Source organism: Fulvivirga kasyanovii, assembly GCF_009711405.1.
Classification (GTDB): Bacteria; Bacteroidota; Bacteroidia; order Cytophagales; family Cyclobacteriaceae; genus Fulvivirga; species Fulvivirga kasyanovii.
The window spans coordinates 36159-49519 of sequence record NZ_SMLW01000670.1 but is presented as its reverse complement, the minus strand read 5'-3'; the positions used below and the strand labels follow the sequence as shown (position 1 = coordinate 49519).

Annotated in this window: 14 protein-coding genes; 3 read left to right on the top strand and 11 right to left on the bottom strand. The window is 42.7% G+C overall.

The window, feature by feature from the left end; all coding sequences use genetic code 11:
- Positions 1–221, top strand: a 221-nt coding sequence (locus E1163_RS27490) for a type II toxin-antitoxin system RelE/ParE family toxin (protein WP_185156234.1), incomplete at its 5' end; no start/stop codon positions are given.
- Entirely contained in the window at positions 205–507 is a 303-nt protein-coding gene (locus E1163_RS27485; protein ID WP_155176500.1) for a helix-turn-helix transcriptional regulator, read from the top strand. The genes E1163_RS27490 and E1163_RS27485, both read left to right, overlap by 17 nt.
- A 237-nt stretch (positions 508–744) precedes the next feature.
- Here the strand turns inward: E1163_RS27485 and E1163_RS27480 are convergent, their stop codons facing one another.
- The 8 genes from E1163_RS27480 to E1163_RS27445 form a co-directional block, all read right to left on the bottom strand.
- Positions 745–1332: a DUF4136 domain-containing protein gene (locus E1163_RS27480; RefSeq protein ID WP_155176498.1), complete on the bottom strand. Its 588-nt coding sequence runs from the start codon at positions 1330–1332 to the stop codon at positions 745–747.
- Between the two features lie 178 nt (positions 1333–1510).
- The gene (locus tag E1163_RS27475; RefSeq protein WP_246223940.1) at positions 1511–3814 is read right to left on the bottom strand and encodes a penicillin-binding protein 1A; all 2304 of its coding nucleotides are present in this window, start codon (positions 3812–3814) and stop codon (positions 1511–1513) included.
- A gap of 67 nt (positions 3815–3881) precedes the next feature.
- Positions 3882–6329 carry a leucine-rich repeat domain-containing protein gene (locus E1163_RS27470; RefSeq protein ID WP_155176494.1) on the bottom strand — a complete coding sequence of 816 codons (2448 nt, stop codon included), beginning with the start codon at positions 6327–6329 and terminating at the stop codon, positions 3882–3884.
- Positions 6316–7155 (bottom strand): hypothetical protein, encoded by an 840-nt coding sequence (locus E1163_RS27465; protein WP_155176492.1) that lies wholly within the window; start codon positions 7153–7155, stop codon positions 6316–6318. Before E1163_RS27465 ends, E1163_RS27470 begins: the two co-directional genes overlap by 14 nt.
- A 184-nt stretch (positions 7156–7339) precedes the next feature.
- Complete coding sequence (locus E1163_RS27460) at positions 7340–7915, bottom strand: hypothetical protein (protein WP_155176491.1); 576 nt, start codon at positions 7913–7915, stop codon at positions 7340–7342.
- Positions 7916–7947: 32 nt separating this feature from the next.
- Positions 7948–8490, bottom strand: a complete 543-nt coding sequence (locus E1163_RS27455) for a nucleoid-structuring protein H-NS (protein ID WP_155176489.1) — start codon at positions 8488–8490, stop codon at positions 7948–7950.
- A gap of 284 nt (positions 8491–8774) precedes the next feature.
- Positions 8775–9677, bottom strand: a complete 903-nt coding sequence (locus E1163_RS27450) for a Cbp1 family collagen-binding glycoprotein adhesin (RefSeq protein ID WP_185156233.1) — start codon at positions 9675–9677, stop codon at positions 8775–8777.
- Between the two features lie 64 nt (positions 9678–9741).
- Positions 9742–10179 (bottom strand): response regulator, encoded by a 438-nt coding sequence (locus E1163_RS27445; protein ID WP_155176485.1) that lies wholly within the window; start codon positions 10177–10179, stop codon positions 9742–9744.
- 247 nt (positions 10180–10426) lie between these two features.
- Between E1163_RS27445 and E1163_RS27440 the strand changes: the two genes are divergently transcribed.
- The gene (locus E1163_RS27440) at positions 10427–10843 is read left to right on the top strand and encodes a DUF1801 domain-containing protein (protein ID WP_155176484.1); all 417 of its coding nucleotides are present in this window, start codon (positions 10427–10429) and stop codon (positions 10841–10843) included.
- Here E1163_RS27440 and E1163_RS27435 read toward each other — a convergent pair whose 3' ends face one another.
- The 3 genes from E1163_RS27435 to E1163_RS27425 form a co-directional block, all read right to left on the bottom strand.
- The gene (locus tag E1163_RS27435; protein WP_155176482.1) at positions 10844–11341 is read right to left on the bottom strand and encodes a hypothetical protein; all 498 of its coding nucleotides are present in this window, start codon (positions 11339–11341) and stop codon (positions 10844–10846) included. It lies immediately after the preceding gene.
- 77 nt (positions 11342–11418) lie between these two features.
- Positions 11419–12774, bottom strand: a complete 1356-nt coding sequence (locus E1163_RS27430) for a sigma-54-dependent transcriptional regulator (RefSeq protein WP_155176480.1) — start codon at positions 12772–12774, stop codon at positions 11419–11421.
- Positions 12775–12898: 124 nt separating this feature from the next.
- Positions 12899–13360, bottom strand: coding sequence for a response regulator (locus E1163_RS27425; RefSeq protein ID WP_155176478.1), 462 nt, complete (start codon positions 13358–13360; stop codon positions 12899–12901).
- Position 13361 lies beyond the last annotated feature (1 nt).

Genomic DNA, 13361 nt, shown 5'->3' with positions numbered 1-13361 from the left:
ATATACCAGAACGGTATTTAAAACATCTAACCAACACTGAAGGACTGTATGAGGCGCGAATTCAGTTAGGGTCGAACATTTGGAGGGTATTTTGCTTTTTTGATAATGGACAACTAGTCATTTTACTAAATGGATTTCAGAAAAAGAGCCAAAAAACCCCTAAAAAAGAGATTGACAAAGCCATAAAACTAAAGAAACAGTACTATGACGAAAAATCCTAATACAAAATCATGGAGAGTTATCAAAGACTCTGTCTATGGTCAAAAAGGGACGGAAAGGCGGGATGCTCTTGATAGAGAAGTTGAAAGCTTTAAAATCGGACTACTGCTTCGGCAAGCTCGGGAAGCAAGACATTTGACACAGGAACAGCTAGGGCAACTTGTTGACAAAAAACGAACATACATCTCCAGAATCGAAAATGATGGAAGTAACTTGACGCTAAAGACCTTATTTGACATAGTTGAAAAGGGACTTGGAGGTAAAGTGAAAATCTCGATTGAAATGTAGAAAGCAGTCCATTTTCCCTGCCAGTACAACTCAGCCCTCGTAAAGGTGAAATATCTGCTGTTTGGCCGTACTACTACTGTCAGTATTGCTAAGCAATAAGCTTTACCAAACTTTTGAAAATTTAATAAAGCCGCAATTTGGCTCTGTAAGCGTCCATCTAAAAGTAAATTTGCCAGGATAATAAAAAAGACGACCCAAAATTGGATCGCCTGTAAATCAATTTATTTGTGCTTAGGCCTATACCGGATATTCCTCAAATATCTCCTCTACATATTCCTGTACCTCGGCCCTTACATTGTAAGGCTCGATATAATCATCGGCACGTCCTCTCCACACTACATTGTTTGTATTTTGGTCAATAATGTCAATAACGAGTGTGCCTTCTGTATATCTCACCCTGTCTACATCATAGCCTACTACTCTTGATACGGTATTGTAATCATAATAGTAATAATCGTTGTAGTAAGGGTCTATGTACATGTTAGGAGCATAATAATCATAGGTTGCATAAACCGGTTCCCTTACGACATTGGTTTCCTCGTCAAACATGGTATGTACCAATACCAACAGGTCCGGATTAGTTCTGTCGAGGGTATAACCTTTTAGTTGCATTTCCTGGTTAACTTCTGATACAATCGCCTGGTTGAGCTGCTTGCTATTGTAGCGGTGGTTATCAACGCTGTCACCATTGGGTAGCCATGCGTAAGTTTGGTATTTGCCCAAGTCTACATCGGCAGTTTTGGTAGTAGTAACAGTAGGCCCGCAGGTAGCCAGTAACAGCAGGCATACAGAAGCTATAGTCAGATTTTGAATTACCTTTTTCATAATATTTAAATTTTGGTGCTTTAATCAATTTCTCTGTCTATAAAGCTTCTAAAAAGATGCCAGCGTTATAACTTGCTGTTATTCAGTAGTTTTTATGCGAATAGTGTCTAGGGTATTCTACAATGGTATAGAATAAGATTGAATGGAGGCACGAGAAACCCGTGCCAAATCACAGGGTTTATTTGTCTTTTTTCTTTTTGAAAATGCCGCCTATCTTATCAAAGATGTTTTTCTTCTTTTGGCCCTCTTCCGAATTATTTTTATCATCGAAAGTAGTCTTCTTTTCACCATCCTTTTTATCGCCGAAGAGCCATTCCATGAAAACCTTATCCTCTTTCTCAGAGCCGCAGTCAATACTTCTCGCGACATAATCCGGCATTTCCGGGAATGCTGCATTGCCCTGCCTTTTGAATTGAGGGTCAGACTGCATTTTGTGAAAATATTTGGCTACGATAGGCATGGCCGTGCTGGCGCCCGAGCCGAGGCTTGTAGAACGAAAACGTACGGCAGGATTGTCAGCACCCACCCAGGCACCTACCACCATTTCAGGATTATAGCCTATGAACCAGCCATCCGTGTTGGATTGCGTAGTGCCCGTTTTGCCGGCCAGCTCATGCTTCATATGGTATTTCCACCTGTAGCTGCCTGCGGTGCCTTCATTAACTACATCCTGAAGCATGGCATTCATGATCATGGCCGTTTCTTTAGTAATGATCCGCTCCCTTGTAAGATCGGCCTTGAAAAGGTCAAGCGTTTTTCCCGAGTTATCGGCTATGGCTGCCAGGTATCTGGGCTTAACGGCAAAGCCTCCATTGGCAAAAGCACAGTAAGCCGTAACCATTTCCATGAGTGAGATGTTTGCCGTTCCTAAAGCTATGGAAGGCACTTCGGGTAATTCTGAGTCTATCCCTGCCTTTTGCGCCAGGGATATGGTGGCAGGAATGCCCACATCTTCAAGCACCCGTATGGTTACCGTATTTACCGACTTGGCCAATGCTCCTTTGAAGGTGTATTTCATATCATACTCTTCCTCATCCGCATTGCCGGGAGACCAGTCTGCAAGGTTGGTATAAGTTACTTTTTCGCCAGAAATGTACCTGCAAGGGTTCATGCCTTTTTCCAGAGCCGCAGCATACACAAAAGGCTTAAAGGTCGATCCCACCTGACGTTTTGTATTTCTGTTTACATGGTCGTATTTGAAATATTCATAATTAATACCACCCACCCAGGCCTTAATATCTCCATTTTTAGGATCCATGGCGAGCACGCCCGTTTGCAAAAACGTCAGGTAATGCTTAACCGAATCCATCGGAGACATTTTTACTTCCTGTTCACCTTGCCATTTATATATTTTCATGGGTACCGGCTCTTGCAGCGCTTTCATGATCTCCTTTTCAGAGAGACCTTTTTCTTTCATGCTTTTGTAGCGGGTCGTGTTTTTCAAAGCCTGAGCAATCAGCTCCTGATTGCTGCTCCAGGAGTTAGTGCTGGCCCAGTGCTTGTTGAATACCGCCTGCAGGTCGCTCATATGCCTGGCCATGGCCTCTTCCGCATACTTTTGCAGTCTGGAATCGATGGTTGTATATATTTTCAGGCCATCTGTGTACAGGTTGTACTGGCTGCCATCCGGTTTGGAGTGGCTTTCGCACCACTGCTCCAGCTCTTTGCGCAAGTGCTCCCTAAAGTAGGTAGCGATACCGGAATTGTGCGTGATTTTCGTGTAGTCCAGCTCCAGTGGCAGTTTGCTTAGCGAGTCGTAGGCAGCCTCTGTTATGTAGTCATATTTGGCCATTTGGTACAGTACCACATTACGACGTGCGAGCGAATTCTCAGGATAAAGCCTTGGGTTATAGCTGTAGTTTGCTTTTAGCATACCGATGAGCACGGCAGCTTCCTGGGCGTTAAGATTTTTGGTCTTCTTATTAAAAAATCGGCGGGCGGCCATTTCGATACCATACACATTGTCCCCAAAAGGAACAGTGTTGAGGTATAGCGTAAGTATTTCCTCTTTGGAGTAAATAGACTCAAGCCTGTGGGCAATGATGGCTTCCTTTACTTTACTTACAGGAATAGATAACCAGCCATGGTCTTTTCGGGGGAAGAGGTTTTTGGCCAACTGCTGACTGATAGTACTGCCACCTCCGGAAGACCTGTCAAGCATAAGGAAGGTTTTGAAGAAGACCCTGGCAAGACTTCTGTAGTCTATGCCTTCATGCTCAAAGAAGCGGGCATCTTCTGTGGCTACCAAAGCATCAACTACAAACTCTGAAAGGTCATTGTAGTTTGCACGGGTCCTTTCCTGAATGTAAAACTTACCAATCAATACACTGTCGGCGCTGTAGATCTCGGTGGCCGTATTATTTTCTATTTTTTTAAGCGTAGCATGGTCAGGCAGCTTGCCAAATGCACCAAGCTTTACAGAAAAATAAAAGATCAGGAATGAGCCTGCCAGTGCCATTACGGCCAGCAGGGCTAATTTCAATAATCGTTTTGTTAAAGTGGTTTGTTTTTTATTGCCTTTTTTTTGACGCTTCGTCCTTTTCATCACCTCAATAATATATCACATTGCAGTCGGGGTTAGACTGCTTAAATTCTTCAACTCTTCTCGACGACACCCTGGTGTTGTAGCATTTTAAAACGCGCAGGTCCAGGTGTACTACTTCATCCAATCGCTTTACGCTGGTATTAGAGCAGTCCAGCACATGCAGGTTGGCCAGATTATCCAGTGCCCTCAGTCTTTTGATCTGCGTACCGGAACAGTTTAATTCCGTCAGGTCCCCAAGTTCTGAAATAGCATCCAGATCACTCACCGGCGTGTTGGAAATATCCAGCACGGTCAGCTTCGCAAAGTTAGCCAAAGGAGAAATATTGTTGACGGGGCTTTTGCTGATCTGGAGTTTCTCCAGCGATTTAAACTCAGTAATTGGCGTCAGATCAGAAACCGCCGTTCCTGAAAACATAAGCTCTTTCACATTCAAAAAGTTTTTCAAAGGCGTAAGATCACTTACAGGTACTTCTGAAAACTGTATCACCTCCAGCTCTATGAGCTTGTGAAGCTGCTGTTTGGTAGGGGAGCTGTTCAGGGTAGTCTGCGTTGAAAAAATACTTCTCCAGGCAGGGTCAAGGTCTTCCCACCAGGCTTTCAGGTATTCTGTTTTGAATATGACCAGGCACTCAGGGTGGTTGCTGACAAAGGGCTGCACATGCACCTCATTGACAAGGGTGTGGTCAACCTCTACCTCCCGAAGCCTGCTGAGGTTGCTCAGGTCATCCAGGTTAGGCAGCTCCGTTTTATTGGCTTTGAATGTATGCAACCTGCTTAGCGAAGCTACAGGAGCAAAATTGTTTACTTCGGTATTCGATACATCGAGGTAGCTTACATTGCGCAAACCTTCCAGTGGTGTTAGGTCAAATACTGCCGTGTTGCTGAGAATGATCGTTTCCAGCTTGCGAAGCTTAGTGAGCGGCTCTATACTCTGAATGTACAGGTTGTCAGAAATATTAACAGAATCCAGGGCCGTTATCTTCGCCAGTTCCTCTTTTGTAGGTTTCTGGTTTTGAATATTTACAGATTTTTCGAAAATAGTTTTCCAGGATACCGGCAGGCTTGCCCACCAGTTTTTCAGGTCTTCCGATTCGAATATGACCAGCACTCCGGGATTTTCGGCCATAAACTCACTGGCTGCTTCTTTGGTTATAACCGTTCGGTCGCAATAGACACGCTCAAGCTCGGGCAACTCGCTTAGCGGGGAGAGGTCCGATACGGTGGTATAGTTTACAGAAATGATTTTCAACGCATTCAGCCCGCTTAGTGGTGTGAGTGAAGCCACCGGTGTACTGTCAGCTTTTATGATCCTTAATTCTTTTAGCTCAGAAGCCGGCGAGAGGGTTGAGACATTCGTTGAACTGATGTTCAGCTCCTCAAGGCCTTTTGCAGGTTTAAGTACCTCTATGCTAAACAGTGGAGTGTGCGCCAATTGCAGGTTTTTCAGACCGGTGATCCCGGTAATAGGAGAGACATCTGAAACCTCCGTTCCTGTTAGGTTTAACGACTGTAGTTTGCCCAGCCTTTTCAAAGTGGTGATATCCTTTACAGGTGTATTGATTAATTCAAGGTACCTCAATGCCCCTGCATATTTCAGAGGTTCAAGGTTGCTCACCTGTGTGTTTGAAATGTTAAGTTCCTCCAGCCTCGTCAGGTTTCTGATGGGCTTCAGGTCACTGATGTTGGTGCCGGAAATATCCAACCGGGTAAGGTTTGACAGTTGCGATAGGGGTTCAATGTTGGTGATGTATTGATTACCGGAAATGTCCAGCTCACTGATCAGGGAAATATTTTTTATGTCGCTGGGTGTGGCATCGGCTATCAGTTCTACCTTTCTTTTGAAAATGGCCTTCCACTCATAGGAGAGGTCTTTCCACCATCGGGCGAGGGCCTCTTTCTGGCTAAACTCATTGGTGTAGATACTGGCAATCTTCAGGTCTTGAGACTCAGGGTTAAGATTGATCTCGACAAACCGTTTTTTGGTGTTATTCACGGAGTCTCCTTCTATGCCTATACCTTTAAGGTTGCGGGTCAAGGATACTTTGAAGAACAACTCACCCTGATCGTTGACATAATGGCTGATGTCTTCGATGTTGAAATCGAATTTCACCCCTTTAAAGAAGAAGTCGACATCTTTCAGGTAAGCCTGTACGTTTTTGTAGGTAATTACATCACGTGCTTCATCCAGGTCGTCTTCCACCTGCACCTCCGGATCCCTGAATATTTTAGTATAGCTTTCGCTAACGATCACATCTTTGTCACGGGCAGAGGTTGACCTGTTACCCAGCGTGTTGAGCACATATTCCAGAAAAGCGACAATATCCTTCACTTTTGCCTCATGCTCGGCAATCTCTTCTTGTTGGATACTGCTGCTTTGCGCGAATAAACTTGTAGAAAAGCCAAAAGATGCCAGAAAAAGGCACGCAACAAAGAGGGTTTTACTGATCTTCATAATAGATATACTTTCTCAAAAGGTCTTTGTCCTTATCAGCAACTTTAATAAGGTCGGATATGAGCCAGCCCGTATTATAGCCGGCCCGGTTGAATTCTGACAGCTCAAAATACCAGCCAGGAACCTGAAAGAAGTGGAATTTTACGTTTTGTATGGTTTTAAATTTCAGGTTGCCATTCTTTATTTCATACAGAAACAGGGTCAGGTAGTCAGGGCGGTAATCTTTAATGGTGAACTGAGTAGCCGTAGAGCCATCGTCAAGTGCTTTGCGCAGGTTCATGAAGTCAAGCTCATGGCTCAGGGGGTGCAAAAACTTGCCTAAAGAAGTGTCTTTTTTCATGTAGTCACGGAAAACATCCGAATACACTTTATAGATCACCCATTTGTAACCCAGCTTTTCCTGCTCCAGCTTCATGAAGAGAATGAACGTTCTTTCGCGTCCTTTGTAAGTGAATGTAGTAGTAACCTGCGAAAACCAGTTATCACCATGGAAATCAAGTACAATAGGGCTGGTTTTATTGGTAACATGCTCTGTAAACTGGGCTTTGAGGTCGTCTTTCACATTGCGGTTTGAAGCATCAAACAGTATGCTTATGTACTTTTTGCGCAGCTTCGGGTCGCGGTATTCCTTGTCCCGGGCATAGTACCGCTCACCTTTTTCATCTTCCTCTCCGTTGAAGCGCCTGAAAAACTGATTGACCTGTTTGGTTTCTGCATACAGGCGGCTTTCATCGTCCATATCGTCCACAATCTGAGCCTGTGAGTGGCTGTAGGAGAGTGCAATGATCAGGAATGTTACTAAAAAGGAACGGTTCAATAATTTCATGTGCATGTTTTATATTGAGATGTTAGTATTGAGTATTGAGATCAGGCCGCGGGCGCAATATTAGCCTTTTTTTGCCTCTTCTTCATAACTCACAACCGGAGCAGCAAGAATTCTTCACTTGAGCAAAAATAAACCATGGGCTTTACGCTTTCTTTAATTCGCAGAAGCCCATGGTTGTTTAATGTTATGCGGTGGTTTCGGTCACTCTGATGTCGCCCAATAATACATCCCAGAATTCAATTGTTCTGCCCTGGATTTGGGTTTTCTTTCTTTCTACATAAATAGTGATGTCTTTTTTGGTGGTATCCTTGTAGCTCATACCATCGTCGGAAGTACCTTCAAAGCGTTGGTAGATAGTTACCACACCTACATACCGGCCATCAGGCTGGCGCTCCAGGTCGGAGATGTAGTGGATGTCGTACCACTTGATGTTTACCCTGTCGTAGTTGAGGGCCATAAGCCTTTCAAAGTACTGGCGCACCTTGTAGTAATTGATCTCCTTACTGTTCAGTGATGATACGCCCATTTCACTGCCTTCTGCGAATAGTTCCTCTGCGCGGTCCATTACCCTGTTGGCCTCCGAGAAAGGGGTTTGCTTGTTGCCTATAATACTGATGTACTTGCTCAGGTCCCTCACTTTTTCAAGGGCGAGCGAGTCTATCGCCTGTTTTCTTTCAGGGCTAATGTTATCCTGGGCAGATGCTCCGCCGATTATAAACAGACAGAAAAAGGCTGCTATAATGAATTTGAATCTATACATAGTTGACATTGATTTTTTCATTTTATCCCGTATTATTTTCTTTTAATAAGCTCTACTTCGGTGATCCTGCCTGATGAATCGTATTGAAGGTCTCCGATTTCATTCATGTTTTTCTTCTGATCTTTCAGGTAATTCAGGTACTCTTTGATGGTAGTAGGCCTGTCATAGTCCTTTTGGCCGTTTTCTTCGCTTATCACGATCAGCACCGGTACCTGTGGTGATGCAAATAAAGTTAATGCTTCGTTAATAGTCTGGTTTGCAGAGGTAGTGCTGCTTGCATTGGTTATAGCACTAAAGTAAGTGTTGAGCTTATTGGCAGGGGCTTCTGCTTCTTCCCTGGCTTTCTCCCTGGCCAGTCTTTCTTCCTCGGCCCTGCGCCTTTCTTCTTCTGCACGTTGTTTTTCCCTTTCTAATGCTTCCTGCTCCATTTTTGCCTTTTCGGCAGCCGTATCAGTTACATCGCCTGCTTTCTTTTTACTTTTACAGCCGATTCCCCCGATCATCATAATCGCCACAAAGGCAAATAATATTACCCTTGAAGAGCGGTAAAGTGTGTTTGAAAATATTGGTGCCATAAGTGTTTCTATAATTTTTTAATACGTCTTTTAATTAGTAAATAATATGCCAACAAACCAGCTTATGTTTATACGTAACAAGTGCTGTTTTATTGGAGTAAATTGTGTATTTATAAAACGAATATCGTAGAAATTTATCTACAATAAAACCCATAAAATGAGGCTGTCCTCTAAAGTTATGGATTCCGGGAGTAAATGCCTCTTTGCCAGTGGAAAAGACGAGAGTTTAAACTCCCCGGGATCACAACTTTTTAAGACAGCCTCGGTTTATAGCGGGTCAGGTTTTAGTTAACCACAACTACAAGGTATTTGGAAGAATTCCAGAATTTATCAGGATCAAGAATTACCAGCTTTTCAATTTCTTCTTCTTCATTTACTGATAACTCGTAAGAACCTTCAGGGTGGCTGGTAACCAGCTCAATCTTTTTGGCAAATACAGGGATACTGTTCACTTTAGTTTTATCAATTTTGCTGAAAGCTTTGTCATTAAAATCGCTTTTCAGTTTCTCTGTACGACCAATTCCTAAAAGTCCACCTTCCTTAGTCACTACCTTTTCCTCTTCAAGGTCTTTGTAAGTACCTATGGCCACATAAGCGGTATTGAGGGCTTCAGTCTGGTTCTCGATTTTCTGAGTTTGCGTAGCGATCATTTCAGATTGCTCACTCTTAATAGTTGAAAGCGTATCGACTGTATAAGTCAGGTTTTCAACATTTTTGGCAAGCTGCTCTTTCTCAATATTCAGGTTTTCAAGATCTTCCTTCAGAGCTACGAGCTCCTCATCTTTTTCTTTAATTCTTCTGTTGAGGTTGCCTACCAGTCTCTTAAACTCCGCACTGTTAGTGTTCAGCTTGCTCTGTAGCTCATCCATTTTTTGTCTGTTTTCAGCCATCAGAGTGTTGATTGCCTGAATGTCCTTTACGACAGCAGCTTTAGAATCACCTTCTTTATACTCCACATTGTCAGAAGTGCTCAGGTTGATGTTTTCTTCTCTTTCCTTAATTTCTTTAAGGTTAGCTTCAATATCGTTGAAGGTCTTCATGTACGCTTCAAGCTCAGTGCTTAATTCTTGTTTTTGAGTGGACAATTCCTGGTTTTCAGCGGTCAACTCATCTACTTTTTTCTGATTACAAGCCACAAATACTGGGGCCAATAATAATACTGCTATATAGTTCTTCATCTTTTTCATTGTTTTTGCATTTAGTTGTTAATTTTCAAATCGATGCCATCAAAGGCGGCATCAGCCTTTTTGGTTATATATAGTGGTCTAAAATTTTGTCTCTTATTGCTCTCCTGAGTGTCGATGACAGACGTATCAATGTATCCTCGTCCTTTTCGATGTACTCGTATATGCCTATTTGAAATAGTTCAATGGCCACATCCTGGTCTTTCTGCCCCGATACAATGATCACTTTACAATCATTGCAGAACCCATTGATAATCTTCAGCAGCTCCTCTCCACTATAGTGCAGGTGTGCCGATGTACTCTCAAGATTATAATCAAGGATGATGATATCAATGTTTTTCTCCAGGCCATTCAGGCAACCTTCTGCAGAAATGTAATGCTTGATATCAAAAGTCAAATTGGATTCTGCTTTGACAAGGTGATTTTGTATATGAGCTCTTAAAGACTCAGCATAATACTGGTCGTCTTCTACTATAACTATTTTTATGTTACTGATTAAGTTCATCCGTTATCATTTAGCGTTTCCTTTTCGCTTGGTAGTCATTATGCCAAATCCCGTTCCAAATGATTTAAATATTGTAATTGATTGATAATCAGATATTTAAATTATATTGGTATTTCGAAATTCTTTTCATTTTGACAACTTTTGCAAATTTGAAAAGACAATTTGTGCAGTAATTTCCTCAGAGAGAGCTTCGCCAAATGTTTGAGTAGTAGTAGTTTTGATTAAAAGCCCTTGAGGTATTTGGAGTATGAGCAAGATACAAAAAGTAGATTTCAGGAATATTGATGATTTTCTGGATTACCTTCCTGAGAATGAGCTGGCTATTGTAGAGCGGCTGAGGACGCTGGTACTGGAAACTATACCGGAAGTGAAGGAAAAGTTGGCCTACAATGTGCCATTTTACTACCGGCATTACCGGCTTTTGTATCTCTGGCCGGCAGCAGTGCCCTGGGGAGGACTGCGGTCTGGCGTTTCATTAGGGTTTTGCTACGGTTCGCAGATCGATGATGGTGGCTACCTCAATAAGGCAGAGAAAAAGCAAACCGCCAGCAAAAATTTTAAAAGTGCCGATGAGATTGACACTTTTATGTTGCGCGATTTGATCTATCAGTCAGTGGAGATCGATAATGAGCTGTTCAGGCAGAAACGGACCAAAACGAGGTGATCAATTGGAAGTGAAATCATCCAGCCGATCAGGCTCTTGACTGTAGTGGGTTAAAACCTCCTTGGCCTGCTCTGTAGAAAGGATTTTCAATTTGGCATTTTGAAGCGTTTCCTCGTCTGACATCATAGATCTCAGCAGGATCAATTTATAAGCCTCTTTTTTGGTGTCAAGCCCCAGGCTATCCGGCTGGCTGTTGATATAATTTTTATAGGCATCTGCCATATGCATCCATACATCTATTTCACTGTCAACATTGGCTTCACCTTGAAAGTTAGTAAGGGTTTCCTCCAGCGTGAAAGCATATACATCCGTGAATGTGGCATGAAACTCCTTTATTTTTTCAATTTGCTCATCGGTTAAGGTGTTTCCTGATACGGTAGAGTCTTTAGCAACTATTTCATTTTCAGAGACTTCAGTGTTCTGCTCTTTTTCTTTCGAGTCACACGCAATTAAAAGGGCTATTACCAGTAAAGCGGCTGAAAAGAGTATGTTTTTCATGATAGATTTGGGCTTAAGGGGAATAAAGGGCGCAAGGTAATAAATCCTGTCATGGGTTTTGTCATTTTGACAAAACCTTATTCATCGTCATCTACTTTTTCATTTCTGAGTACCCTGTATATGGTAGAATAGCCAATATCCAGCTCTTTGGCAGCTTCTTTTATGTTGTTTTCGTGCTTTTTAAGGTATAGTTTTATGATCCTGGTGGTGTGTTCTTTCAGCGTCATGCCAGAGATAGGAGGGTCGTACAGCTCTTCGTTATTACTAAAGTTGATATCATCTTCGGTGATCTCATTGTTGTTTGACATTACCGTAGCCAGCTCTACTATAGATTTGAGCTCACGCACATTGCCGGGGAAGCTATAGTTAAGCAGCTTTTTTTGGGCTTTGTTGGTTAGCACCGGCACCTCTTGCTTATTTTCTTTGCAAAAAGCCTGAATGAAATGCTTTGCCAATATTATAATGTCCTTATCCCGCATGCGAAGGGGAGGCATTTCTATGGTAAGTCCAAACAGCCTGTAGTAGAGGTCTTCGCGGAACCTGCCTTCCTTTACCTCTTTCAGTAGGTTTTTATGTGTTGCTACTATGATGCGGCAATCGGTTTTTACTATTTTGTTGCTCCCGATCCGGGTCACTTCTTTCTCTTGCAGCGCCCTCAGTAGCTTGGCTTGGAGCGTCAGGTCCATTTCTCCGATCTCATCAAGGAAGAGGGTACCTTTGTCCGCCTCTTCAAACTTGCCTATGCGGCGAAAGTTGGCCCCGGTAAAAGCGCCCTTTTCATGTCCGAAAAGCTCGCTTTCAATAAGCTCTTTAGGAATGGCTGCCACGTTTACCGCCACAAAAGGGAAGTTTTTTCTGGGGGAATTGTAATGAATGGCCTTGGCCGCGAGTTCCTTACCGGTACCGGTTTCTCCCGTAATGGTTACACTGATGTTATTGCCAATGGCTTTATCAATGAGCGTAAATACCTTTTTAATACTCTCACTGCTGCCGATAATACTGTTGGCAAAACTATATTTTTTCTGCACCTCCTTCTGTAGCGTATCTACTTTGGCCTGCAGGTGCGATTGCTTTCTGATATTGTTGACCGTATTCAGCAGCTTGTCCCTGATGTCGCGCGATTTGACAATGTAGTCATAGGCACCCAGGTTCAGCAGGTTGACGGCCGTTTCTATTTTCTCCTGTTCAGAGATGATAATGACCTCTATCGCCGGGTTATAGTCTTTCACCCTTTTGAGTACCTCTTCACCTTCCATGTCCGGTAGCCGGTAATCCAGCGTAACCACGTCCGGGTTTTTATCCAGCTCTTCGAGGAAGGCTTTGGCAGTGTCAAACTTCCGGATCTCATAATCAGGGTTTAGGGAAAGGTTGTGCGAGAGCAACTCCCGGTACCACTCATCATCCTCAACCACATAAATAGAAAATTTCGCCATACACGTTTTTAGATCAACAAACGGCTAAAAATAAAGCATTTATTGATGGTTAAAAACTTTTATTGCTATGATAGGCACCTTAATTTTTTTAGCAAAGGGTAAATATCGCTTAAGCGGTTTGGGGTTATTCGAGGTCAATATCACTTTGGCGCATCATCTCCTTCAGGTTATCGTAAAGGTCATCATCCTTTTTCAGGAAATCAGAAGCCCCAAAACGTCTGAATTCCTCCTTAAAATTCTCCCACTCATGCATCTGGGAGATCACAATCACTTTAATATCAGGATTGTATTTTTTGATTTTTTCCAGAACGTCATACCCTGTAAGGGTGATGTCGTTGTTTTCGTCCAGGTAAAAATCGAGGATAACGTAATCAGGATCTTTTTTTATTTCTTTAAGGCAATCAGTGCCATTGAGAAAGCCGCTCGCCTCCATAGGCTGCTTAATTTCCTGGCCTATTTTTCTTATATATGATTGCAGTATATTGTTAAAGTATTCGTCATCATCCACGATGAATACCTTTAGTGGCTCATTTTTTCTGTTCTTATCCAACTTTTTGACTTCTTCTTGTTGTTTAATAGTTTCCATG